The sequence below is a fragment of the Segnochrobactrum spirostomi genome (assembly GCF_009600605.1).
GTDB classification, from domain to species: Bacteria; Pseudomonadota; Alphaproteobacteria; order Rhizobiales; family Segnochrobactraceae; genus Segnochrobactrum; species Segnochrobactrum spirostomi.
In genome coordinates this window covers 1,024,703-1,045,819 of sequence record NZ_VWNA01000001.1, presented here as the reverse complement: position 1 = coordinate 1,045,819, position 21,117 = coordinate 1,024,703, and the positions used below count along the sequence as shown (strand labels likewise).

Here is a 21,117-nt window from a genome sequence, read left to right as displayed (position 1 = left end):
AGGAAAGCAATGCTGCCATGCAGCATCGCCATGCCGCAGTGCAGAAGGCGTCGCGCGGCCCTGCGAGCCCGCCCCGCTTTCGACGGGATTGTGATATCGGCTTCGCCTCGCCGCGCGGCACGATGCACCAAACCCACCCGCGGCCCGGGGCGCCCGTCCTCGGTTCGGCCCTGCGAGACGACGACGATGGCCACACAACTTTCCACGATCGGTTTCGACGCCGACGACACACTCTGGCAGAACGAGCGCTTCTTCCGCATGACGGAGGAACGCTTCACCATGCTGCTGTCGGACCACGGCGAGGCCGGCGACATTTCGCGCCGCCTCCTGGAGGCCGAGCGCCGCAACCTTTCGATCTACGGCTTCGGCATCAAGGGCTTCACCCTGTCGATGATCGAGACGGCGATCGAGGTCACGGAGGGCCGCGTCCCGGCCGACACGATCAAGGAGATCCTCGCCGCCGGGCGGGAGATGCTCAAGCACCCGATCGAGACGCTGCCCCATGCGCACGAGACGCTGGGCGCGCTGAGCAACGCCTACCGCATCGTGCTCATCACCAAGGGCGATCTGTTCGACCAGGAGCGCAAGCTCGCCCAGTCCGGCCTCGGCGATTATTTCGATGCGATCGAGATCGTCAGCGACAAGACCCCGGCGACCTATGCCCGGATCTTCGCGCGCCACGGCGACGGCGCCGATCGCGCCATGATGGTCGGCAATTCGCTGAAATCCGACGTGGTGCCGGCGATCGAGGCGGGCAGTTGGGGCGTCCACGTGCCCCATCCCCTGACATGGGCCCTGGAGCATGCCGAGCCTCCGGTCGGCTCGCCCCGCTTCCGCGCCATCGACGATCTCGGCCTGCTTCCCGGGCTGATCGAAGAGCTCGCTTGACCGGGGCGCGGGCGGCGAATCCGCTTCGCCGCAAAGGGAGGTTCAGCCCGGGCAGAGGTCGGGGCGCGGCCCGTTGCGCAGGCGATGCGGGCCGAAGTCCGGATCGAGGCTCGCGAGGCAGAGCGTCGTCCCGGCCCCGAGCGTCGCGCCGGGCTTGAGATCGAGAACGATCTCGAAGCCGTCGTCGCCGAGGGTCGGATCGGTGCTGACCCGGGCATTGCCGACGGAGGGATAGGTCGTCAGCGACGCGGCGGAGACCGGCAGGTTGGTGGCGAGCGCGAGGGCCGGCGCGCGCGCGCCGAGCAGGGCGCGCCCGTTGATCACCACTCTGCCGTCGACGAGCGAGACGTTGTCGATGACGCCGCCCTCCGGTGCGTTCGAGAGGCCGGCATTCGGGGCCGGATCGATCCGCAGCGTCGGTGCCGCCCCGACGATCGCCGCCGCCCCGATCGGACAGGCGGTCGCGGGTGCGCCGTCGAGCAGCACGAAAGCCGTCACGGCCGAAGCGTCCGCCGCGGTGAAGTCGCCGATCCAGGCGCGCGCGCCGTCGGGAAGGCCCGTCTGCCGACGCGGCCAGACCATCTGCGTCAGCCCGTAGCCGACGACGCGCTTGGCGCCGTCCACGAGCACGATGCGCCCGCTCGCCGTCTGATCGCGCGCGGCGAGCGTTCCCTCGGCCCGCCAGCTCTCGCCGCCCGCCACCGGGAGCGGCGCGGCGAACCGGAATGTACCGGCGCAACGGTCCGCGGGGCCGATGGCGGCGTGGTCGGCGAGCGGCGTGCCGATCCAGCGCGCCCAATCCTCGGAGAACACCGAGAGACGGTCGGCGAGGAGTTCCGCGCGCCGTTGCAGTGGCCGGGCCGGATTGGGATAGGTCGCGCGCAACAGCGCCGCGTCGGCGACGCCGCTCAGGAAGGCGGGCGTCGCCATGTCGTGCTGCGCCACCCAGGTCTTGGCGATGCCGACATAGCGCCCCTCGAAGCGGAGGATGAGCGCGATCACGATCACCGACGCGACCGCGCAGGCGATGCGGGCCCGCTTCCCCGCCGTCGCGATCGCCAGGACGAGGCCCATCCAGAACAGGAGGACGGGCGTCGCATAGCGGCTCGAGAAGGCTTGATCGAGGCCGAAGCGGACCCGGCCGACGGCGATGAGTCCGCTCGCCAGGAGGAGGAAGCCCATCATTCCGACGAGGGCGAGGCGGGCGCGGGCACGCGGCTCGTCGCGGACCGCCCGCACGATCGTCCATCCGACGCCGGCGAAGGCGACCGCGCCGGCAAGCCCCACCACCATCGCCGCGGCGGGCCGGCCGATCTTCATGATGGCGCTCACCACGTCGCCGAACGGGGCGCCGAGCTGGGTCAGGATATGGCCGGCGATCGCGAGCGGATGGTGTCCGGCGTCGCCGAACGAGGAATGCTGCGGCGGCGACGCATAGCCGACGAGGTAGAGCCCGACGAGGGCGACGCCCCAGAGCCCGACGGCGACGACCTGGCCCCGCGGCCGCCCGCAGGCGATGGCAAGCAGGAGCACCACGACCGGCACCGCCGCCCCGCTCGCCATCGTATAGACCGCGACGGCGGACAACAGCATCGCCGCGATCGCGCCCGCGGCCCCGCCGCCCGGCAGGCAGATGGCGACGATCGCCGCGAGGCCGGCGGTGAACACCCCGACGAACTGGGTCTGGAACCCCCAGGCGAAATTCTCGATCTGGATTGGCCAGGCGGAGAGGGCGAGGAGGACGCCCGCCGCCCACAGAAGCCAGGGGCCGTTGAGGCCCGCCCGCCGCGCCGTGACGAGCAGGATCAGGAACGAGGTCGCGACGCAGGCGAGGATCGTCAGATAGTTCAGTACGTTGCGGCCGCCGAACCAGGCCGCGTCGGCCGCGAAGATCAGCCGCGGAAACAGGATGCGGTGCTCGTTGTGCTGCGCAACCAAATGGGCGAAATCGAACTGCGCGAGGCCCGGCTGATCCCACTGGTCGAGCAGCGGCATGGCGCGCGCCAGATCGGCGAACGTGGCGAAACTCTTGATTGCGATGACGCAGCCGGCCAGGAACACGCCGGCGCTGAAGGCGACGAAGAGAATCCGGCGCAGACTGCGCCGTTCGACCGAATTCGACATGACACGCTCCCCACAGCGTGGGACCGGAGTGACACTATCGGTTGCGGTCGTCAATGCCGAACGATGCGGAAATAACCTGCACGGCTGCGCAGGCGGCGGGCAGCCGCACGGGGCGCGCCTGGTGCCCCGCGATATCGCAGGTGCGAAGAGGGCGGCCTGCAAATCCCGGCGTGCGGCGGTCAACGCCTGGAGCGAGAGCCTCAGGCCGAGACGAGATGGCCGAGACCCTCAGGCCGAACCCATGGGCCGAGACCAAACGGCCGAGAAAATGCCCGCGACGTCGGGGCGGTCTTTCGAGACCTGCCTTTCCGGCGAGCCTCGCCGGAGCAGGGCCTTCGCCGCGCCCGAGACCCTAGCGGCGCGTGCCCTCGGCCGCGGCGGGCCGGCCCCGATCGGCGGGCCGCCGAACCAGCAGAACGCCGCCGCGCCGCGCCTTCCGGCGGGCCGACGCCCGAGCCAGCCGCCCCACAGCGCGGCCGAGAGGCCGAGCGGCACGAAGACGCGGTGTGTCCATCCAGCCGAGCGAGGCGATCTGTCCGTCGCGCGTCGTCGAGACGCGCTGATCGAGGAAGCCGATCGGACAGGCAACCGGCTTGGTGATGCCGATCGCCGCGGCGAGCGGCAGGCAGAACACGGAGACGCCGTCGGCCGTCCCGATCGAGACGAGGAATGGCGAGCGCCGCGGGTGGCACCAGCCAGCGATTGAAGCCCGGCCGCGCGACGATGCGCTCGCGGCTGAGAAGCCCGGATTGCGCCGCCGGCGCACCGGCGGCGACCTCGTTCAGTCCAACCATGACGTCCCTCCCACCCGCGCCTCCGCGCGCCCCGCCCGCCCGGTCTGCGCCGAGTCGTGAGCCGAGAGGGCGAGGTTAGCGCGGGCGGCGGGGGGAGGCGAGGGGGGGCAGACATAGGCGAGACACGGCGCCCTTTTTTAATAATCAGGGGCGTTAGCATGAGATACTTAAACGCGAGCTCAAACTAAAAAATAGTCCGATGTCATGCGATATGCTTTTGAAAGTGAAGTCTCAATAAATGTTCATCGGCACGGCGAGTGGATCCATAAAAATAACAAAATTATATTTTGATCAGAAAAGTTTCTGAAGAATATACCCAGGGAAGATGATCTCCTTGCAATCTATAGTAGAAGTTATGCTGTTGAGTATCTCGAGATCCTCGCTGGTTGAGAAAATTACTTGCTGACCGTTCTTGATTGATATAGAGGCGCGCGCTAGCAACCCCTGAAAGCTTGGTCGCGATGAGGATTGCTGGCGAGGTTCGTCAAATACTAATATACCAGGGTGGTTGGTTAGTTTGTCATGGGATAACTCTAACAGGCCAATTTGATATGCCCACTTTAACCGAATAGCATCACTAGCAGATGTCTCAAAGCCGATTTCGAATCCTTCTTTCTCTGGCCTGTAAGTGTCCTGTGATATTGATAGTTCTGTTGGCGAGAACGTGCTGAAACCGAAATCTCTAGCAAGATTCTGAATGAATTTTGTTAGCGTCTGAATCTTATCTTGATCTTTCTCGGTGAGTTTTTCGCTTGGAATTCGTGCCTGCTCCTTTAGTAGATCGACGTAACTATTTTGCAACTCGCGAAGCCTCTCGAGGGCATTATCGAAGATCGCTTGCAGTGCCTCAAGGTCTCGAAGGTCTGATTCAGCTCGGACGCGTTCTTCAATATCCGCTGCTGACGGGTTAGAGCCCGGCGCGACCAGTTCTGACCGGAGAGTCCGGATCTGTGCGTAGTAATTTCTTAATTGCTGCCCTGTAGCGGCGAGGCGCTCTCTGCGTTCGTTCTGATTGCGGATTTCTCTTGCGAGAATATCTTCAAACATTTTCTTCTGAGATCTAATGTACTCAATATTGTCTGCGACGGACATAATCGCAGAAAGGCCGTCCTGTGAAAGCAATGTATCAGTTAAAGATTGCTCGCAGGTCGGGCATCTGTCCGGTGTCAGGGAGTGTGATGTGCCTGAATACCGTTGCAGTTTTTGTACGTCAAGATTTTTCTGAAGATCATCTTGTAAAGATATTATTCTACGCTCAATAGATTGTATGTCTGCGCTCTTGATTTGCTGAACCCCATGCAGCTGCACGCGCTGTGCGTTCAAATTCTCAACAACATCAACTAAATGCCGAAGCTGCTCAGCTGTCTCATTCGATCTATCTTCAACTGCTGGTATATCGGAGGCCTTGCGTATTGCAATGAATTCGCGAAGCCTTGCCATAAGGGCGCTAAGAGCAATCCAATCGGCCCCGTCAACCAATTGGACATGTGCATTCGACAATGAGGCTGTATCGGCAAGGGGGCTTTCGCTTAACGCGACAATCCTGCCGCCGCCTCTTGTCACAAAATTCTCCAACTCGCTTCTGATAACGGACCACTCCTTCGCGTTGGCCATAATGCGCTCAGTCAGGCGTTCGCGCTCCATTTCGAGCTTGTGAACATCCAAATCCAACATGAACTCAACTGCGCGCTTATGTACTTCACGAATTTTCATATAAGTAGGTATTGCGGCTGGTATTGCGCTCCAACCGAACTTCTGCTCAACCCAGAATAGTGGAAATATAGTTTCGAGGTAAAGCTTTGTCTCGGGTGCATCATACCTACGGACTTGAGGAAGGCGCCATCCTAGAAAGCCTTCCAGAAAATGGTGAAAGCCATCTTCTCGCTGCGCTGCGCCTGGATCTAGTACAAAAAAGCTCCGCCTTTGCAATCCGGTGGCGCCATCTGAGAGTGCCGCACCAAAATCAACGGTTATTAAACGGGTATCCGTACTCGATTTTACTGAACGATTTACTGTGACGATCTGATCATCGCCGTTTGATATTTCGAGTGAAATGCTAGACTCAAGGACTTCAACTCGCTTTTCGCTATCGGTGTTCAAATAGCTTGTCATGGCATGTGGTAGAGGAATCTCGCGCCTCGGGCTCAGCATGCGCTCCAAGCCTAACGCGTACAACATGCCTTGCATGCATGTTGATTTACCTTTCGTATTATCTGCCCACAGGACATTTAGTCCGGGCCCGAAGCGCAAATCGGAGCCATAGACTCCGTCAGTTGTGACAGCTCGAAGCCTCAAATGGCGAATACGTAGCGTCATCGTAGGTCCTCTAACCGCCAAACGCGCTTCATAATTGAATCTGTAATCTTCGGGGCGACTTCTCGCAAGAACTCGGATTCCTCTTTGAGGGAATCTTGATTTTCGATTATAGATTTCGCAATTTGTGCGCCTTTCTCAGTGAGAGAAAGGGAGGTTCCATTATTCAGGGCCGCAAGCTTCAGAGCGCAAGCAAACGCCACTGCGCGATTAAGTGACGGCTCGACATGGACGGAAACATCCGAAGGTCTATACACGCCAGATAAGAGGCCGCGAACTTCCTCCCGGCTTTCCCGATGGCGAACAGAGTGAGCCAGAAATTGAAGTTTCTGAAAATTAGATTTCTTTCCGCGACTATAGAACAGAGTTATAAGCAGAACTGCGATCCCCCATGACATGCGGAGGTCGCCGGGAAGGGGGTCGGGACGTGGCGTATAGGTAAATGGCCGTCCCAGGATTGACCGGCTCAGGGTGGAGTCACTCGGCATGTGGGAAGTCCAATGGACAACGCATGATCCACTCAGAGATCGACCCGTAGGCAACCTGTTCGGCATTTTCGTTAGAAAGGGTCGGTGCAGCCGCTCGGATGGTCGCTATGAGTGCATCTAGTTCTGCGTGCAGAATCCTGCCGGCGGGCCCGCTCGCCTTAGGACCAGCGAATTCCAGTCGGCGAACGTGCATTTTGATCGCAGAAATGACCTTCTCGTGAAGGTCTGGAGAGCCTGAGCGCAGCGCATCAAGCAAGGCATTTCCTTGCAGAAAAAATTTCACAGTTTCTGCAACTAAACTGTCTAGTTGATCTGATGTCGCTCGCTTCCTCAGCTTATGAGTGGCATTGGCTAGAAGATTAGACGAGCCGGCGGTCCACGTATCAACTTCACTCTGAGAGGGAGATGGAACTGATAGAGTCACCTCCGAAAGGGCGGAGATCCCCTGGGCCACAATATCGGGCGGGAAGGCGCTTGGGTCTTGGATCATTACCTCAATCATCGGATCGAAAGAGGCGCAGCCAGCGTCGCGGAGATCCTTTGTCTTTTTTGCGCAGTGAATATTTACCTCCTTGCTGTCATGTAACGGCGAGAGTAATATCCAATGCTTTATGGGCATATTTAGAAATACTTTCGATATCTCTTCGTTATTTTTAATAAATTTATAAAGATCTGCATTAATCTTTTTCTTCTGGCGTTCTGCTCTTGTGGATATATCGATGGGCTCCTCAACTGCGTAACACTGGTATGCAACTGAGTCACCGGTGCAATAATAATCTATTCCGTAATCTCCCTTATGCGCGGCGGGAATTTTGTGAACGTGTAGCGCGCCATGTCGACCTTGAAGTAGGCGGAAGGCGAAAAGCTCCCAATCGTCTGGATTCCAGACTTGAATGGCACTCGACATTGCGAACCGCTCCCCAGATGTCCCGACTCTACAACCGAATCGCGCTAATTCAAGCCTGCACTAGCCACTTTGGGTAAGCGCGACAGTGCAGGCGGCATTACGGTCCGCGATCGACGTGAGCCCTTTCAATAACCAAGCACCACTCGCTCACCATCGGAGCTATGACGCGTATTCGTCGGGCGCTTGGGAACAAGGCTATCGGACCACGATCCCTTCGTCGCCAATGCCTTATTAGCCGACGTCTAGAGCTTCTGGTTCGTGACGCTTAGTTCTTTCAAACGGAGTGGGTCGCGATCTAGCAGTTCGTTCCATGAAGCGAACTATCTGGTGCCGGCGGAGGGGATCGAACCCCCGACCTTCGGTTTACAAAACCGCTGCACTACCGCTGTGCTACGCCGGCCCGGGCTGAGGCGTTCAGCCGTGTCGAGACGCGCGGACGCGGCGGGGCGTCCGGCGGCGCCGCCGCTCGAGCGGCGCGCTTCCTCTTCTCGCACTCCCGCGCCGTCGTCAAGCCGGCCGGGGAACCGGTGTCGAGGTCTCGGGGCGGTTCCGGCTGGGCCGCGGCAACAGGCCTATCGCCTGGGACGCGATCCGCGCGGCCGCGCCCGTCTCCCGACGGGGGCGGCGGTGCCCCGGAAGGGGCGGACGAGGGGGATAAAGCGCCTCTTTTCAGTCTGTTGCGCGGAAAGTGAAGCGGTGTGGATTTCCCGCAGCCGGCCTTGCCGGGCCACGCTCTCCCCGCAAGCGGGGCGATGGGCGCGGAGGCCCCGATCCTCTGCGGAAGTCCTCGGCCGCGGGCGGGGCGGGTGGCGAAGTCCCGGGGCCGTCTGCGCCGGCCGGCGGACTGACGGCGGAACCAAGCGGCGGGGCGGCCGTTAGACGTTCGGTGCGGCCCTGCGGGTCGTCGCGGCGATCGGTCTCCGGCGGTTCGGACGGCGGACGGGCGGCGGCGCGGAGGGGCGCCGTTCGTCAGCACACCGTTCGTCCGTTCAAGGGGATATCATGAGCCGGAATGCGCTCTATGCGGTCATCGCCGTTCTCGCCGTCGTCATCGTCGGCGCCGGGATCTACGCCTACAACCAGTACGAAGAGGACCGCAGTTCGCTCGAGATCAAGGTCGGCCCGAACGGCGTGAAGGTCGATCCGCCGGCGCAGTGAGCCCCGGCGCGGGCCTGCGCCGGACGGGCGCCCGCGGGTCGGGGGCCGTGCCGCCGGCTGCGGCACGGGGCGATGGTCCGGCCTGGCCGCGCCGTCTCTCTTCGGGACACGGCGCTCGGGGGGAGGCCGCGCGCGGCGTGCGCGCGGCCGGTGAGGGGCGAGACGATCCCGCATCCGGCCCGGGCGGGCCAGCCTAGCCTCGGCAGTCTGGAGCGCGCCGCGCGGGGCGGCCGCAGAGGCGTCCCGGTCCATCCCTCGGGCGGGGTCGGGTAGGGACGCCGCGCCCCGTCCGCCGGTGGCCTGCGGGCGGGCCCGCCTTTCAGGCGCCGAGGCGGCGGTGGACGACGTAGAGGGCGATCGCGGCGGCGTTCGAGACGTTGAGGGAGACGAGCGGCCCCGACGCGGCGAGGCGGGCGACGGCGTCCGTCTCGGCGGCGACGGCGGCGCGCAGGCCCTTGCCCTCGGAGCCGAGCACCAGCACCGCCTTCGCCCCGAGCGGCACATTTTCGAGGTCGTGCTCCGCCTCGCTGTCGAGCCCGAGCACGGTGAAGCCCTGCTCCTTCAGTTCGGCGAGGGCGCGCGGCAGGCTGCCGACGGTGATCTGCGGCAGGAGATCGACCGCCCCGGACGCCGCCTTGGCGAGCACACCGGTTTCCTGCGGCGAATGGCGGGCGGTGACGATCAGCGCGTCCGCCCCGAGCGCCACCGCCGAGCGCAGGATGGCGCCGACATTGTGCGGGTCGGTCACCTGATCGAGGGCGAGCACCAAGCGGGCGTCGGCGAGGTCGGCGACGCGCACCGCCGGCAACGGCTCGGTGACGAGGGCGATGCCCTGATGGACGGCGTCGTCCGGCACCATCTCGGCGACGACGCGGGGATCGACGATCTCCGGCGCCAGCGCGAGCGCGATGCCGCGCTCTTCGAGGCGGGCGACGGCATTGTGGGTGGCGACGAGGCGGTGCTTCGCCCGGAGCGGATTTTCGAGCGCGGCGGCGACGCTGTGCAGCCCATAGAGCACGATGCGGCCTTCGCCGGCGCTCCAGGTGCGCGCGGCGCTGCGCGCACCGGGGCGGCCGCCGCGCGGTCCGCGATGGGGCTTCGGAGGGGCGGTCGGCTTCATCGGGGGCTTCGTCATGCGTCGTTATAGGCAGGCCCACGGCCCGGCAGCAATCCCGCGCGCGCGGCAATCCCGCGGTCAGGCGATCCGACGCGCGAACGCGGCGCCGCGCCGGCTTGCGGACGACGGAAGCGAGCAGGGCGCCGGGGAGCACCGGGGCCGCTCCGGCAGACGGGACGCGGCGGCCGGCCGCTTCGGCCGTGGGGGACGGAATGCCGGTTCGGCCGCGGGCACGGCGTGCCGACGGCTTCGCCGGGGGCGGCGCATCAGGACGGGGACGGCGCAGGATGCCTGTGGGCCCGAGCGCGCATGGGTGCGACGGGCTGAGACGGCGGGGCGCGGCGGCACGGTGGGCGCGCTCGTCATTTCGCCGTGGATAAGTCCGGGGCGCAACGCTTGCGCGCCGCCCGGAACCTCGCTATAGAGCGGGCCTCGCCGACGAATTCGCCGGCACCCGCGCCTCGGCGACGAGGCCGCGCCCTTATGGGGCACGGGCGGTTAGCTCAGCGGGAGAGCGTTGCCTTGACACGGCAAAGGTCATAGGTTCAATCCCTATACCGCCCACCATAAAATCCAGCAAAACCAATCCTTTAGAGAAGCGCGAGCGTAACGGTTGCGCTCTCGGGCCGCCAGATAAGCACGAGATAAGCACCGAGACGGAGGAATTACTCCGTCCCCTGGAACGCCTCCCGGCGGCCCGCAAGGGCGGTGTCCAGCTCAAGCTGCGGGTCGTGCCAATCGGTCCTGTAGAAATCGATCAGCCGTGCGAGCCAGTCCGGCGGGTTCGGCCCGGCGAGCATGCGTGTGACCGGATAGAGGTAGCGGTCGACCCGGGCCGGTGACGCGGCGTCGGCCGGAGAAGACAGCAAGCGGGACGCGATCATGTCCACGTCGGCGCGGGCCAGCATCAGGGAGAGGACGGCGCCATCGGGGCTCGTGGGGCGTTCGTGGCTGGCAATCTCCTCCAGGACGAGCCGGTGGCGCTCCATGGCGAGCATGGTCCGCCGCGTGCCGTCCTCGTCGGCCGTGCCCTTCCGATCGTAGGACCGCTCGTCGAACCGGTCGTCGGCATCCACCAGCGCCGCGATCTTGGCGCCGGCTTCCGCGACCGGGCACGACACAGTCTCCTTGCTGACGACGTGGAGGATGAAGTCCTCAATGGCTGTGCCGGCCCGACGTGGCCGGGCGTAGCGGGCTGCTTCAGGCATGGATCCTCCAGTCAGTCGCTTCGAGGCTGGTGAGGCAATAAAGGAGCGCACCGTCCTCGCCATCCGCGCCGCTCTCGAGACGGCAGGAGTGATCTTCGTGGACGATGGCGCCATATCCGAGGTTGGTGGACCAGGCGTTCGGCTCTCAACCGACGCGCTTATTGGCTCCTGAACAGTTGCCCGATGTGAAGCACCCGCTTTTTTGCGCGGCCGGCAGGTCTCGAGAACTTTAGACTCATCTCCGTGCCCATTGCGACAGGAACGGAGTTTTGCCGCGACGACAAGGAAGGTAGGTGCGGGGCGGGGAGCGGACTGGCCGGTTTTGGCTGCCGCTGTGCAGATAGCTGCCGTTCTGCAGCAGACCAAACCCCGCCGTCCCAACCCAATGCGGTGAGGTGGGCTCTCAGCGGGAAAGCTGCCGTCGCGCGTACGCTTGGATACAGACCGCCGGTATCGTCAACGATCATGAGGTGAGCTGTTTCCGGCGAAACATTGCGTGAACCTAGCACGACAGCGAACGGCCGCCCTCATGCGTCAACTGCTCGTTACCTTGAGGGCATCGATGACAGCGCGCAGGCCCGCCGAGATATATCGCCGCGTAGGATAATAGAGGTAAAGCCAGTCCTCGGGCACGATCCAGTTGCCGAGGCAGGGCACCAACCGCCCACTCTCGACAAAGGGCCGCGCCCGATCTTCCCACACATACGCTAACGCCACGCCCGCCAATGCCGTCTCAATCATCAGCTCGTGATCATGCAATGCGACCGGGCCTTTGACCTCGATGTCGATTCCCTCGCCATCACGCCCGAACGACCAGGGATAGCCGACGCCGCTCGGATACATATTACGCACGCAGATATGGTCGGACAGGTCGGCGGGGGTCTTGGGCACCGAGCGTTTGGCAAAATAGTCGGGCGACCCCACCACCGCGAACTTCAGCCGCGGCTTGATCCTTATTGCGGTCATACCATCGCGCAGACTTTCCCCTAGCCGGATGCCGGCGTCGAACCCTTCCGCGACGATATCGACCAGCCGGTCGGTCGCGACGATCTCCAGCTCGAGATTAGGGTTGGCGGCGATCAGCGGGCCGATTATCGGCCCCAGCACGAACGGCGCGATCGAATTGGGCGCGTTGATCCTGACCTTGCCAAACGGCGTATCGCGGAACTGGTTCAAGGCATCGAGCGCCGAACCGATGTCGCCAAACGCTGGCGAGAGCTGCGAGAGCAGCATCGCGCCCGCATCGGTCAGCGACACGCTGCGCGTGGTGCGATTCAGCAAGCGGATGCCGATCCGCGCTTCCAAGTTGCTGACCGCATGGCTGATCGCAGAGGCGGTGACGCCGCGCTCCTCGCTCGCGCGCCGGAAGCTGCGATGGCGCGCAACCGCATCGAAGGCGGCGAGCTCGGAGAGGTCGGTCGTACGCATTACTGATTCTCATTCAGCACTGATTGGAATACTCATCGTCTAATCGCAGCGATCAAACCAGCGGCTACTCTGGAACCGCCACGCGCTTGGGCTCAATCCCAGGCGAGCGCGCCGCCGTTCTGGTATTCGATGACCCTGGTCTCGAAGAAGTTCTTCTCCTTCTTCAGGTCCATCGCCTCGCTCATCCAGGGGAACGGGTTCTCGGCCTCGGCGAAGACGGGCGCAAGGCCGAGCTGGGCGCAGCGGCGGTTGGCGATGAAGTGCATGTACTTCTCGCACAGGCCGGCGTTCAGCCCGAGAAAGCCGCGGGGCATGGTGTCCCTGCCATAAGCGGCCTCCAGTTGCGCGGCGTCCTTCAACATGCCGCGCACCTCATCCTGGAACGCGGGCGTCCACAGAGGGGGGTTCTCGATCTTGATCTGGTTGATGACGTCGATGCCGAAGTTCAGATGGATGCTCTCGTCGCGCAGGATGTATTGGTACTGCTCGGCGATCCCGACCATCTTGTTGCGCCGGCCGAGCGAGAGGATCTGCGCGAACCCGGTGTAGAACCACATCCCCTCGAACACGACGTAGAAGGCGACGAGGTCGCGCAGGAACTGCTGATCGGCCTCCGGCGTGCCCGTGTGGAAGGCCGGGTCGTCGAGGCTCTGCGTGTGCTTCAGCGCCCACGCCGCCTTGTCGGTGATCGAGGGCACCTCGCGGTACATGTTGAACAATTCGCCCTCGTCGAGGCCGAGGCTTTCCACGATGTACTGGAAGGTGTGCGTGTGCACCGCCTCCTCGAAGGCCTGACGCAGCAGATATTGCCGGCATTCCGGGTTGGTCAGGTGGCGATAGATGGCGAGTACGATGTTGTTCGCTACCAGCGATTCCGACGCGGCGAAGAAGCCGAGATTGCGCTTCAGCATGCGCCGCTCGTCCTCCGTCAGCCCGTCGCGTGACTTCCATAACGCGATGTCGGCCTGCATGGAGACTTCGGTCGGCATCCAGTGATTGTTGCAGCCCGCAAGGTATTTCTCCCAAGCCCATTTGTACTTGAGCGGGAGAAGCTGGTTCACGTCGGCGCGGGCATTGATCATTCGCTTCTCGTCCACCGAGACGCGGGCGGCGCCCCGCCGGATGGCGCCGAGGCCGGTGGCGTCGACGGCCTGTGAGGCAAAGGCGGGGTGGAGCGGGGCGGGGACGGGTTTGGTGTCGGACCAGTCGAGCATGGGCGTGTCTCCTTCTTCCCGGCTCACTGGCAGGCTTCGCAGTCGGGATCGTCGATGGCGCAGGCTTTGCCGTGGGCGCTTTCCGGCACGGCGATGGGGGGCGCCGCGAGCACCGCCGAGACGGCGTTCAGTTTGCCGTCGGTCCCCTTGAGCGTCGATTTCTCGACATGGGTCGCTGCGCGCGCACGCAGGTAGTAGGTCGTCTTCAGCCCACGCTGCCAGGCCAGCCGATAGGTCTCGTCGAGCCGTCGCCCGGAAGGGTTCGAGATATAGAGATTGAGCGACTGCGCCTGGTCGATCCATTTCTGGCGCCGTGCGGCCGCCTCGATAAGCCAGGCGGTTTCGATCTCGAAGGCGGTGGCGTAGAGCGTCTTGAGATCATTGGGGATGCGGTCGATCGGGCCGACGCTTCCGTCGTAATATTTGAGGTCGGAGACCATCACCTCGTCCCACAAGCCGCGCTCCTTCAGGTCTCGGACGAGAGAGGCGTTCACCACGGTGAAGTCGCCGGACATGTTCGATTTGACGAAGAGGTTCTGGTAGGCGGGCTCGATCGATTGCGACACGCCGCAGATGTTCGAGATCGTCGCGGTCGGCGCGATGGCCATGCAGTTGGAGTTGCGCATCCCGATGGCCGTCACCCGCGCGCGCAGGCTCTCCCAGTCGAGCGTCGAGGAGCGGTCGAGGCCGAGCCCGCCGCGAGCCTGCGCCAGCAACTCGATCGAGTCGATCGGCAGCACGCCCTTCGACCACAGCGAACCCTCGAAGGACGGGTAGCGCCCGCGCTCCCGGGCGAGGTCGCAGGAGGCCGAAATGGCGTGGAAGCTGACCGCCTCCATGCTCGTGTCGGCGAAATGCACCGCCGCGTCCGAGCCGTAGGGAATGCGCAGCGCCTGCAGCGCGTCCTGGAAACCCATGATGCCGAGCCCGACAGGGCGATGTTTCAGGTTGGAGCGGCGCGCTTCGGGGATGGTGTAGAAATTGATGTCGATGACGTTGTCGAGCATGCGCATCGCGGTGGTGACGGTACGCTCCAGGCGCGCATGGTCGAGCCCATCCGCCGTGACGTGGGCGAGCAGATTCACCGAGCCGAGATTGCACACCGCCACCTCGTCGGCGCTCGTGTTGAGCGTGATCTCCGTGCACAGGTTTGAGGAATGGACCACGCCGATGTGCTGCTGCGGCGACCGCAGATTGCAGGGGTCCTTGAAGGTGATCCAGGGATGGCCGGTCTCGAACAGCAGCGTGAGCATGCGCCGCCACAGATCGACGGCGCGAATCTGGCGTGACACCTTCATCTCGCCGCGGGCGGCCTTCGCCTCGTAGGCCTCGTAGGCGGCCTTGAAGGCCGGTCCATAAAGGTCGTGCAGCTCCGGCGTCTCGTCCGGCGAGAACAGCGACCACGGCCCATCCGCATCGACGCGCTCCAGAAACAGGTCCGGCACCCAGTTCGCCGTGTTCATGTCATGGGTGCGGCGGCGGTCGTCGCCGGTGTTCTTGCGCAGGTCGAGGAATTCCTCGATGTCGATATGCCAGGTCTCGAGATAGGCACAGACCGCGCCTTTGCGCTTGCCGCCCTGGTTGACCGCGATGGCGGTGTCGTTCGCGACTTTGAGGAACGGCACGACGCCCTGGCTCTCGCCGTTGGTCCCCTTGATGTGGGCGCCGAGCCCGCGCACGGGCGTCCAGTCGTTGCCGAGTCCGCCGGAATATTTCGCGAGCAGTGCGTTGTCTCTGATCGCCTTGAAGATCCCGTCGAGATCGTCCGCCACCGTCGTGAGGAAGCAGGAGGAAAGCTGGGGGCGCAGCGTGCCGGCATTGAACAGGGTCGGCGTCGAGGCCATGAAGTCGAAGGACGACAACAGGCGGTAGAACTCGATGGCTCGCGCCTCGCGGTCCACCTCGCGCAGCGCCAGCCCCATGGCGACGCGCATGAAGAAGGCCTGCGGCAGCTCGAAGCGGGTGCCGCGGACATGGAGGAAGTAGCGATCATAGAGCGTCTGCAGGCCGAGATAATCGAACTGCAGGTCCCGTTCGGGCAGCAGCGCCGCCTTGAGGCGTCCGAGGTCGAATCGGCCGAGTTCGGGGTCTATCCGCTCCGCCGCGATGCCGCGGTGTAGATAGGCCTCGAAATAATCACCGTAGCGCTCCGCCATCTGTCCGTGTGTCGCCTGATCGGCGTGTCCGGCGAGGAAGCTCAGGGCTTCGCGGCGCAGCTTGTCGAGCAAGAGGCGGGCCGAGACACGGGCGTAGTTCGGCTCGGTCTCGATCAGGGTGCGGGCGGCGAGGATGGGCGCCAGCGCCAGTTCGTCCGCACTGATGCCGTCATAGAGATTGCGGCGGCTCTCGGCGAGGATGGTGTCGGGCGAGACATCGGCGAGACCCGACGTGGCCTCTGCGATCACGGCGGCGAGGCGGGCTTCGTCGAGCGGCACTAGCGTGCCGTCCGCCGTCTTCATCCGCAGCGTCGAAGCCGTGATCGCGAGGGGGCGGGCGGCGGAGCGCTCGCGGGCGCGCTGCTCCCGGTAGAGCACATAAGCGCGGGCCACCTTGTGGTGCTCGCCGCGCATCAGGGCGAGTTCCACCTGATCCTGCACGTCCTCGATATGGAACGTCCGACCGCTATCCGCGCGGCGGGTGAGGCTCGCCACGATCTGCCCGGTCAGGTCCGCGACGATGTCGTGAACCCGTCGCGAGGTGGCAGCGCTGGAGCCTTCCACGGCCAGAAACGCCTTGGTGAGGGCGACCGTGATCTTCCCGGGATCGAACGGCGTCACCGCGCCGTTGCGGCGGATGAGCAGATAACTGGGCGTGCCGGATTGACCCGCCGCGAGAGTGGGGGAGGGACAGGCCGGTCGGCTACCGGCCCGGCATCGTGCATTAGTGACATCGGCTAACCCCAATCAGGATTGGGGGCAAAGGCCGAGCGGCCGCGAAGCGCTGCCGACGGCGGGAGGCACCGGCGGACGCGCAAACGCACCACCGGGACACCCCGCCCAGGGACGAATATGCTGCGACGGCAGGTCTCCTGGCTCGCGGGTCACCGCCTCTCGTCCGGCCTTCCCGAGGCATGGGCCCAGTGACGCTGAATGGACGACAGGCTCGCCGCTCACAGTTGCGGGGGCAGCGCCGGCTTCGCCCCTCAGGGTCACCGGCTTCCCTCTTAGCCTCTGAACCAACCGACTCAGAGGACCGAAGCGTCAACATATAGGCCATTGATGCGGCTAGACGTCAATATGTAGAGAGGTGTGCCCGCTGCGGGCAGTGACGGGCCCTGCGCAGCAGCCCCGTCTGCAGCAGTCGCACCGGCGAGGGACCGAGCAAGAGGTTGAAGCCGATCATCCAGGTCATCGGCATCATGACCACATAGGCGGCGTAGCGCAGGCCGAAGCTGAGTGCATCCGCCACGGGAGCGAGGTTCACCAGCGTGAGCAGGAACGTCACCACGAGCGCGATGACGCCTCCGGTTTCTCCGAGCTGGCTGGCCGCGTCGAGGAAGAGGAACAGGAACGAGACGATGGCGAGCAGCCGCAAGCCCGGCGTGTCCGCTGTGGCGTTGATGAGCGGGATCATCAATGCGACCACCAAAGTCACCAGCACGATGAGGCCTACCGCCGTGGCGATGTTCTTCACGGGATTGGGCTTCGTCAGGACAATGATGAGGTAGCAGCCGATCGCGGCTTCCGGCGTCAGAGCCCCCTCGCCGCGAAGTCTGCGGCATGGGCGCCTCTCGATCATCGGGATCGTCCGCTCAGGTCGATCGTAAAGCCCCCGACCGCGCGCGCGTGTCGCGCGTCTTCGCGGACAACGGTCTGGGCCGGTTCGCCGGAGCGGTGAAATGATCTCGTGATGCGTCGCGGGCTGTGCCCTGCTGCGACGTCAGGCCGGATCGAGTTGCTCGCGGGCAAGAAACATGCGGCAGACGAGCCCTTCGGGGTGGAACTCGACCTTGGTCGCCTTGGCGCCGCTCTGGCCGAGGCCGCGGGAGATCACGGTCTGGCCGAATCCGGCCTTCTCGGGCGCCGTCACCGGTGGGCCGCCCTCTTCGCGCCAGACGAGTTCGAGGGAGTCGCCGTCCGGCGCGGCGGCGATCGAAATGCGGCCGGTATCGTTCGAGAGCGCGCCATATTTCACCGCGTTGGTGACGAGCTCGTGGAAGATCAGTCCGAGCGCCACCGCGGTGTCGGAGGCGATGCGGACGTTGAGGCCGCGGAGCGCGAAGCGCGGGCTGCCGAGCGCCGCATAGGGTGCGAGTTCGGCGTTGACGAGATCTTCGAGGGTGAGGCCCGCCCAGGCCCCTTCGGCGAGCAGGGTATGGGTCGCCGCCAGCGCCTCCAGCCGTCGGCCGAACGCGGTGCGGAACTCGGACATGTCCCGGATCGAGGCGAGGGTGCGGTTGGCGATCGACATCACGAGGGTCAGGGTGTTCTTCACCCGGTGGGTCAGTTCGCCCATCAGAAGGGCCTGGCGCTTTTCGCTCGCCTTGCGCTCGGTGATGTCGGCGAGCGTCACGATGCAGCCGCCGATCGTGTCGCCCGATTGCCGCAGCGGCCCGGCGCTCAACAGAAGGTCTCGTGTGCGGCTCTCCTGGCTCAGCGTCGCCTCGACGCCGCGCACCGCGGTGCCCGCGAGGGCGACGCCGACGAGGTCGCCGGCGGTCATCAGGCCCGCGCTCAGGCTGAAATTCAGCGGAAAGGCCTCGTCGAAGCGCCGGCCGACGACGCGGCTTTCGCCGAAATGGCGCACGCCGGCATTGGCGTGGGTGATGATCCCGTCGCCGTTACAGACGACGACCGCCTCGTTGGAGGAGGCCATGATCGCGCGGCCGATGCGCTCGCTTTCGTGGGCGGCGGCGGCCTCGATCCGCTCCGTCACGTTGGTGAAGGTCACCGCCCGGCCGCGGCCGAAGCCGAGCGGCAGCGGCGACACGCTCACTTCGACATGGGAGATGCCGCCGGCACACGGCAACACGATCTGCCGGCTCCGCCGGTCGTGTTCGGCCTCGCCGCTGAGCTCGCGGACGATGCGGGCCGGGGTCGCGCCCAGCGCGTCGAAGAAGCCGTCACCATGCAGATCCGTCGCGCCGCGGCCGAGCAGAGAGGAGAGCGCGGCGTTGGCGTAGATCAGCTTGCCGTCCGCGTCGAGCGCGGCGGCGCCGATGTCCATCGCCTGCATGAAGGCGCGATAGCTGTCCTGGCCGCCGAGAGCGAAGACCTCGTCCGCTTGGGAGCCGCGCATGACGAGGGCATCGACCTCGCCCTCACGGATGGCACGCAACGTCTCCTCGGCTTCGGCGAGGCGGCGATGGAGGTCGGTCTCGCGCTCGAGCGCGTGAGGCGGCGTGCCTTCGATCATGTCAGCCCTCGACTTTGAGGTGGACGAGGACCTTTTCCTGATCCGACAGGTCGCCGATGATCTTCTGCACGGGGACCGGCAGCGCGCGCACCAAGGTCGGGATCGCCACGATGTTGTGCTCGCGGGCGAGTTGGGGCCGCTGGCGCAGATCCACCACCTCGACCTGATATTTGCCCGGCATATGCTCGGCGCAGATGCGCTCGAGATTGCGGATGGCTGCGAGCGACTTCGGGGTTTGGCCGGCGACGTAGAGCGTCAGCTTGAGAGGTTGATCCGGCTCACTCATCATCGTGCATCTCGCTCTGCGCCGTAGCTTGACGGGCGGCGGCCATCGCCGCCAGGTCGGCGGCGGCCTGGGCGAGCGAGAGGCTTTCGTCTTCGGCGAGGCCCCTGAGCTCGATCTCGTCGACCCGCAGGTCGGCCTCGAGCGCCTCGATATGCGCCTGGGTCCGCCGGCGTCGCTCGGCGATCTTTTCCTGCAGGCGCAGCATGCCCCCTCGGCGCAGCAATGCCTCGCGGTGGACGCGGGCTTCCTCGAAGCGCCGCGCCGCACCGGTCAGGGCGCCGTTTTCGCCGAGGTAGGGCTCTTTCAGGCTGATGCCGGATGCACTCATCACAAACTCACGGACTTGATTGGAATGGGCGATGCCCCGCGCCTTCAACAGATAGAGCTGGCGGTTGAACTCGCCGTTGGACTGCTGGTTCAGGAGGAGGATCCACGCGTCCATCAGCGATGACAGGCCCGCTTCGGTCCGGGTCTCGCCCTGGGCGTGGGACAGGTGGGTGAAGACGCCGGTGATACCCTGGCTCTTGAGGTAATCGATGATGCGCAGCAACATCGATTGGACCTCGAGTTGATCTCCGAAATCGACGAAGGCGGAGATCGGATCGAGCACCACGAGATCGGGCTTCGCCTTCTCGATCTGGCGCAGCATCACCGCAAGGTGCATCTCGAGACCATAGAAGGTCGGCCGCGCCGCGACGCATTCGAGCTGCCCGGAATCGATATAGGGCTGCAGGCTGAGCCCGATCGAGCGCATGTTGCGCACCGTCTGCTGTGCCGATTCCTCGAACGAGAAATGCAGCGCTTTGTCCCCCCGCGCGCAGGCGGCGGCGACGAAGGCGGCGGAGATCGAACTTTTCCCCGAACCGGCGACACCGCTCACCAGGATGGAGCTACCGCGATGGAATCCGCCGCCGCTCAGCATGATGTCGAGATCGCGGATGCCGGTGGAGATGCGCTCGTCGTGGACCTGATGGCCGAGCCCGAGCGAACTCACCGGAAGGACGCTGAAGCCGTCGGCGCCGATGAGGAAGGGGTATTCGTTGGTGCCGTGCGCGGTGCCGCGATACTTCACGATGCGCAGCCGGCGCGTGGAGGCCTGGTTGGCGATCCGGTGATCGAGCAGGATCACGCAATCGGAGACATATTCTTCGAGGCCCTGCCGGGTCAGCGAGCCGTCGCCGCGCTCGCCCGTGATGACGGCGGTGAGCCCGCGTTCCTTCAGCCAATCGAACAGGCGCCGGATCTCGGCGCGCAGGATGGCGGGATTTTGGAAGGCCGAGAACAGGCTTTCGATCGTGTCGAGCACGATCCGCTTGGCGCCGACCTCTCCAACCGCGAGATCGAGGCGCAGGAACAGGGCTTCGAGATCGTAATCGCCGACTTCCGCGAGCTCCGCGGGATCGATCGCGATGTGCTCGATGTGGATTTTCTTCTCGGCGATGAGGTGATCGAGACCGAAGCCGAGCGACGCGACGTTGTCGACGATGTCTCCCGGACGCTCCTCGAACGTGACGAACACGCCCGGCTCGTCCTCGTGGCGCGCCCCGTTGACCAGGAAGGTCGCGGCGAAGAGGGTCTTACCGCAGCCCGCGGACCCGCACACCAAGGTCGGCCGGCCTCGCGGCAGCCCCCCAGCGTCAGATCGTCGAATCCCTCGATACCCGTCCGTGCCTTCGCGATGCCGTCCGTCACGGTGCCCTACATAAAATGTCACGGCCCGCTCGTCCGGAGGCGCGTTCGCCCCACACATATTGACCGCAGCAATAGAGTTCAAGGTGCGGTCGATCGTATTAGGTCTTTGAATTTATTGTCGCTTCGATGCGCTTAAATTATGATA

Annotated in this window: 14 protein-coding genes, 2 tRNA genes, 1 pseudogene and 1 riboswitch; of the genes and pseudogenes, 3 read left to right on the top strand and 14 right to left on the bottom strand. The window is 64.6% G+C overall.

The features are described from left to right. Nucleotides 1–186: 186 nt before the first annotated feature. Nucleotides 187–888: an HAD family hydrolase gene (locus tag F0357_RS04655; protein WP_153479305.1), complete on the top strand. Its 702-nt coding sequence runs from the start codon at nucleotides 187–189 to the stop codon at nucleotides 886–888. Nucleotides 889–930: 42 nt separating this feature from the next. Here F0357_RS04655 and F0357_RS04650 read toward each other — a convergent pair whose 3' ends face one another. From F0357_RS04650 to F0357_RS04630, 5 genes are all read right to left on the bottom strand, one after another. Beyond that, the gene (locus tag F0357_RS04650; protein ID WP_153479304.1) at nucleotides 931–3,012 is read right to left on the bottom strand and encodes a hypothetical protein; all 2,082 of its coding nucleotides are present in this window, start codon (nucleotides 3,010–3,012) and stop codon (nucleotides 931–933) included. A 352-nt stretch (nucleotides 3,013–3,364) separates the two neighbouring features. Next, nucleotides 3,365–3,778, bottom strand: coding sequence for a hypothetical protein (locus F0357_RS04645; protein ID WP_153479303.1), 414 nt, complete (start codon nucleotides 3,776–3,778; stop codon nucleotides 3,365–3,367). A 319-nt stretch (nucleotides 3,779–4,097) separates the two neighbouring features. Beyond that, nucleotides 4,098–6,122 carry a coiled-coil domain-containing protein gene (locus F0357_RS04640; RefSeq protein ID WP_153479302.1) on the bottom strand — a complete coding sequence of 675 codons (2,025 nt, stop codon included), beginning with the start codon at nucleotides 6,120–6,122 and terminating at the stop codon, nucleotides 4,098–4,100. A 474-nt stretch (nucleotides 6,123–6,596) separates the two neighbouring features. After that, a complete protein-coding gene (locus tag F0357_RS04635; protein ID WP_153479301.1) occupies nucleotides 6,597–7,514 on the bottom strand; it encodes a hypothetical protein in 918 nt (305 codons plus the stop codon). 325 nt (nucleotides 7,515–7,839) lie between these two features. Beyond that, nucleotides 7,840–7,914, bottom strand: a tRNA-Thr gene (locus F0357_RS04630). Nucleotides 7,915–8,516: 602 nt separating this feature from the next. Here F0357_RS04630 and F0357_RS24075 point away from each other — a divergent pair. After that, a complete protein-coding gene (locus F0357_RS24075) occupies nucleotides 8,517–8,672 on the top strand; it encodes a hypothetical protein (RefSeq protein ID WP_208948219.1) in 156 nt (51 codons plus the stop codon). Nucleotides 8,673–8,991: 319 nt separating this feature from the next. Here F0357_RS24075 and F0357_RS04625 read toward each other — a convergent pair whose 3' ends face one another. Beyond that, a complete protein-coding gene (locus F0357_RS04625; protein ID WP_208948218.1) occupies nucleotides 8,992–9,792 on the bottom strand; it encodes a TrmH family RNA methyltransferase in 801 nt (266 codons plus the stop codon). Between the two features lie 489 nt (nucleotides 9,793–10,281). Between F0357_RS04625 and F0357_RS04620 the strand changes: the two genes are divergently transcribed. After that, nucleotides 10,282–10,356, top strand: a tRNA-Val gene (locus F0357_RS04620). Nucleotides 10,357–10,454: 98 nt separating this feature from the next. Here F0357_RS04620 and F0357_RS04615 read toward each other — a convergent pair. The 8 genes and pseudogenes from F0357_RS04615 to kaiC form a co-directional block, all read right to left on the bottom strand. Continuing rightward, on the bottom strand, nucleotides 10,455–10,997 hold the full coding sequence (locus F0357_RS04615; protein ID WP_153479299.1) for a hypothetical protein: 543 nt from the start codon (nucleotides 10,995–10,997) through the stop codon (nucleotides 10,455–10,457). 534 nt (nucleotides 10,998–11,531) lie between these two features. Beyond that, nucleotides 11,532–12,425, bottom strand: a complete 894-nt coding sequence (locus tag F0357_RS04610; RefSeq protein ID WP_153479298.1) for a LysR family transcriptional regulator — start codon at nucleotides 12,423–12,425, stop codon at nucleotides 11,532–11,534. A 92-nt stretch (nucleotides 12,426–12,517) separates the two neighbouring features. Beyond that, a complete protein-coding gene (locus tag F0357_RS04605; RefSeq protein WP_153479297.1) occupies nucleotides 12,518–13,639 on the bottom strand; it encodes a ribonucleotide-diphosphate reductase subunit beta in 1,122 nt (373 codons plus the stop codon). 23 nt (nucleotides 13,640–13,662) lie between these two features. Further along, on the bottom strand, nucleotides 13,663–16,542 hold the full coding sequence (locus tag F0357_RS04600; protein WP_153479295.1) for a ribonucleoside-diphosphate reductase subunit alpha: 2,880 nt from the start codon (nucleotides 16,540–16,542) through the stop codon (nucleotides 13,663–13,665). A gap of 98 nt (nucleotides 16,543–16,640) precedes the next feature. Beyond that, nucleotides 16,641–16,851, bottom strand: a riboswitch (cobalamin riboswitch). A gap of 19 nt (nucleotides 16,852–16,870) precedes the next feature. Continuing rightward, on the bottom strand, nucleotides 16,871–17,377 hold the full coding sequence (locus F0357_RS04595) for a hypothetical protein (RefSeq protein WP_153479293.1): 507 nt from the start codon (nucleotides 17,375–17,377) through the stop codon (nucleotides 16,871–16,873). Nucleotides 17,378–17,518: 141 nt separating this feature from the next. Continuing rightward, the gene (locus tag F0357_RS04590) at nucleotides 17,519–18,994 is read right to left on the bottom strand and encodes a sensor histidine kinase (protein WP_153479291.1); all 1,476 of its coding nucleotides are present in this window, start codon (nucleotides 18,992–18,994) and stop codon (nucleotides 17,519–17,521) included. A 1-nt stretch (nucleotide 18,995) separates the two neighbouring features. Continuing rightward, entirely contained in the window at nucleotides 18,996–19,280 is a 285-nt protein-coding gene (locus F0357_RS04585; RefSeq protein WP_208948438.1) for a circadian clock KaiB family protein, read from the bottom strand. Further along, nucleotides 19,273–20,972: pseudogene (gene kaiC, locus F0357_RS04580) on the bottom strand (circadian clock protein KaiC). Before kaiC ends, F0357_RS04585 begins: the two are co-directional and overlap by 8 nt. Between the last annotated feature and the right edge of the window lie 145 nt (nucleotides 20,973–21,117).